4 protein-coding genes and 1 tRNA gene are annotated in these 3582 nt (G+C 27.4%); 1 reads left to right on the plus strand and 4 read right to left on the minus strand.

Annotation, left to right across the window (positions count from 1 at the left end):
• On the plus strand, window positions 1–818 hold an 818-nt coding region (locus tag VK998_RS06855; RefSeq protein WP_325226864.1), incomplete at its 5' end, for an ATP-dependent helicase.
• Between the two features lie 331 nt (window positions 819–1149).
• Here VK998_RS06855 and VK998_RS06860 read toward each other — a convergent pair.
• From VK998_RS06860 to VK998_RS06875, 4 genes are all read right to left on the minus strand, one after another.
• Window positions 1150–2211 carry a GerMN domain-containing protein gene (locus tag VK998_RS06860; RefSeq protein ID WP_325226866.1) on the minus strand — a complete coding sequence of 354 codons (1062 nt, stop codon included), beginning with the start codon at window positions 2209–2211 and terminating at the stop codon, window positions 1150–1152.
• Between the two features lie 80 nt (window positions 2212–2291).
• Window positions 2292–3020 (minus strand): HAD family hydrolase, encoded by a 729-nt coding sequence (locus VK998_RS06865; protein WP_325226868.1) that lies wholly within the window; start codon window positions 3018–3020, stop codon window positions 2292–2294.
• A 152-nt stretch (window positions 3021–3172) separates the two neighbouring features.
• Window positions 3173–3249: transfer RNA gene (locus tag VK998_RS06870), tRNA-Lys, on the minus strand.
• 121 nt (window positions 3250–3370) lie between these two features.
• A partial coding sequence (locus VK998_RS06875) for a DegV family protein (protein ID WP_325226870.1) occupies window positions 3371–3582 on the minus strand: 212 nt, incomplete at its 5' end.

The raw sequence follows: 3582 nt of genomic DNA on the forward strand, positions 1-3582 counted from the left end.
CCGCCATTGGTATTATAGAATATTTAGATAGAAATGATATTTCATTCTATATGAAAGATACAAAGATAAAATTTTTTAACCATTGGCTGGTACAAGATATTATTCACTTCTTCTTATTTGCTTATGATAACTCAAATATACAGTCTTTTGAAAAAATATACTTTAAAATGAAAGGCTTTATTTCCAAAAAACAACTTAATTATGTTAAAACATTAAACTCGAATAAATCAATATTGGACAGATTATTAAATCTTCCTGGACTGAATAAATTCTATAAAAACAATTTTTTAGAATTAAAGTTGAGTTTTAAAAAATTATCTAAAATGAAGCCCTATCAAGGCATATGCTATATTGAAAACACTTTAGGCTATGAAGATTATTTAAGAGAAAGTTGTATGAAATTTGGGCATACCTTAGATTCATTAAAGACAATTTTAAATTATATTAAGATAATAGCTTTAAAAGTTGATGACTTTAACCAATTTATTGGTAGATTAAAATATTTAGAATATCTTTGCATCCAATCAAAAAATACAAGTAATGGTATTACTTTATCTACTATTCATTCTGCTAAAGGTTTAGAATTTGATAGAGTTTTTATGATTGATTTAATTGATGGTGATTTTCCAACTACTAATAGCATAGATGACTTTCGAAAAGGTAATATAGAAGCTTTAGAAGAAGAAAGGAGACTATTTTATGTAGGAATGACAAGAGCAAAAAAATTTTTAACTCTGATGACTTTTAATTCTAGAAACGAGAAACAGGTTAATTCATCAAGATTTCTATTAGAGTTAGAAAACCTTAGCAATACTTAATGTATTAGATTAACTGTTAAAATCTTTATTCCTAGCCATTTTGAAATTAAAGTTAAACCTTAACATTAATCTAGTAAATTATTCTAATATTATTGATTTTAATCATATTTTTCAAAAATAATGGAATACTATATGAGAAGAATCACATAAAATTTGAATTGAGGAGGTTCAAAGTGGCTAAAAACAAAAAAGATTCCTTTAAGAATCAAAAAGGTAATAAAAACAAAAATAAAAACAATAACAAAAATAGTAATAAAGATGACAACAATAGCAACAAGGATGATTTTTAAATTAAAAAAAAGAACCCCTGTTAATAAATGGGGTTCTTTTTTTATTCATCTAACTCTTCTATATTTGAGTAATCAACAGTAAAAAATTCATCTTTATTGATTGAAAAATGACCTGAACTATAGGGATTTCCCTCAGTAGATATATATACTTTTTCTACCTGATAAAAATTCGCAAAAGTGTTAACTATACTTTTTATAATTTCACCCTCCATTGCACTTCCTGCATTCATATCCTCTAATAGTTCATTTGAAAAATCCACTTTAACCATTTGATTTCCCCTATCCAATATTATAGAATTAACCTTTGTATTATCAGAAATAGGAGAAATCAATTCATTCATATTAGGATTTTTAAGATTGTATTCCAATATTTCTTTAATATTGCCATTAGTGCTAAATTCTATATCTCTCTCAACATATCCAGTTTTAATTTCGTCAAACATAGGATAGAAAAATTTAACATCCATTTCATAGGATTCATTTTCTATTTCTTCTAAAAGGGTTTTTACCTCAAATTCACCATCTATATAAATAGAAGCTACAGGTCCAACATCTTTTGCATAATATTCTAACTGTTTTCTACCTTCTCCAAATTCAGTAGTTACCTCTAAAGCCTTAAAGTTTTTATAAGGAGTTTCTATATTTACATCTATACCAGTTATACTGCTCTTATATCCACCGGAAGTAGTCCAGGATGTTCCAACCTTCAATGGTTCCTTTAAAATAATATTGTTATTCTCATTTTTAACATCAATCATATTTTCAATATGATAAAACTCTCCTTCACTAAATATTTCCTTTAGTTCTCCTTCGTCATATTCCAATACCTTTACCATAACTGTACCTGGATTAAATATTTTTAACTGTCCTTTATTTTCTTCAATAAATTCAAAAAAAGTTGTCTGCTCAGCAAATTCATTCCCAATTCCTTCGTATTCCATTTTCCAGTTTTCTTTAAAAGGATAAAAATCTTTTATAGTTAAAACCTCTTCCTCTGGTTCTACTACAGCATCATCTCCTGGAGGCTCTTGAGTTTCTCCACAACTAACCAATATTAAACTAATAAAAAGCAATATGCTAATTAAGGATAGTATTTTTTTCATTTGAAACACCTCTTCCATATTAAATATCATGCATAACCTTCTATAAGGATTATATCCCTTTTTCTATATTTTATTTTCAACTATTTCATTATCTCCACATCTGCTTTTAATCTATATATAACATCTTTTCTTTCAACTATTATAATAGTATTTTTAAAAAGTTTTTCGTCTTCTCTAATGCTTAACAAAAATTCTTTATTAGGGTTGATAGCAATAGGGTTACCTACCATCTTTAACATAGATAAATCACCTGTAGTATCTCCATAAGCGTAGCTGTTGTCTAAATCTACATCATATTTAGATAGAAACTCATCTAATATTCTTTGTTTGTTTTCTGAGTCCCACATCTTTATTATTTCTCCTGTAAAATTATTATCATCATCAACAATATAAGTTGTTCCTCTATATTCAGTAGCGCCATATTTTTCAGCCATTTTACAAACTAGGAAATCTGGGCTGCCTGATATAAAAAACACCTTGTGCCCTTGACTTTTATGCCACTCTATTTGATCTCTAGAATACTTATATACCATATCTCCATTTACATTAATGACTTGAGATGCAATAAATTCAATATAGGATTTATTTACTCCTTTTAATTCATCAATATATACTTCTGCTAAAGTTTCTAAATAATGTTCAAAATCTCCATATCTTTTTTCCCATTCTTCATATACCGATTTCACTTTGTTATACCATATAGACGGATCGATAACTTCATATTTAATTAATTTTTTAAAATGTTGAATCATTAGGGAATTTCTAAAAAGAGTTCCATCAATATCAAAAAATGCTGCAACATTCTTCATCAAATCACCTTATTTCTTTTTTAATTTATTATATAGTATATACCCAAGTTAATATAGTAGTACCTTTTGAGTAATTTAATTTTATGAAAAAGGCCTACAGGAAATCCCTGTAAGCCTTAATTTATTTCATCTTATAAAGTATAGATTTTATTTGGTGCTCCTTCAGGGATTCGAACCCTGGACGCCCTGATTAAGAGTCAGGTGCTCTAGCCAACTGAGCTAAAGGAGCATACTTATTCAACATTATTTATTATACTACTATTAATTGAGTTTGTCTATACTTTTAGTATTATAAAAATATATTTTTTTATGTCTATAGAAAAACCCAGACATCTGTCTAGGTTTAGTTGTTATTCCTTATATTTTTCATTTAAAAAAAATACGGATAATGTCCCTGGTCCTGAATGAGCTCCTATAGCGCATCCTATAACATTAATAATAAAATTATTACAACCAAATTTTTCTTCAATCAACTGTTTTAATTTCATAGCTCCTTCTAAATCATCTCCATGATTGATCCCAATAGTTTGATTCTTTAAATCTGCTTGTCCTCCACGCTCCT

The organism is Schnuerera sp. (genome assembly GCF_035459645.1).
In the GTDB taxonomy this organism is placed as follows: domain Bacteria; phylum Bacillota; class Clostridia; order Tissierellales; family Tepidimicrobiaceae; genus Schnuerera.

Coding starts and splice junctions, on each gene's coding strand:
- VK998_RS06860 (WP_325226866.1), bottom strand. CDS start 2,211: ATGAAAAAAATACTATCCTTAATTAGCATATTGCTTTTTATTAGTTTA.
- VK998_RS06865 (WP_325226868.1), bottom strand. CDS start 3,020: ATGAAGAATGTTGCAGCATTTTTTGATATTGATGGAACTCTTTTTAGA.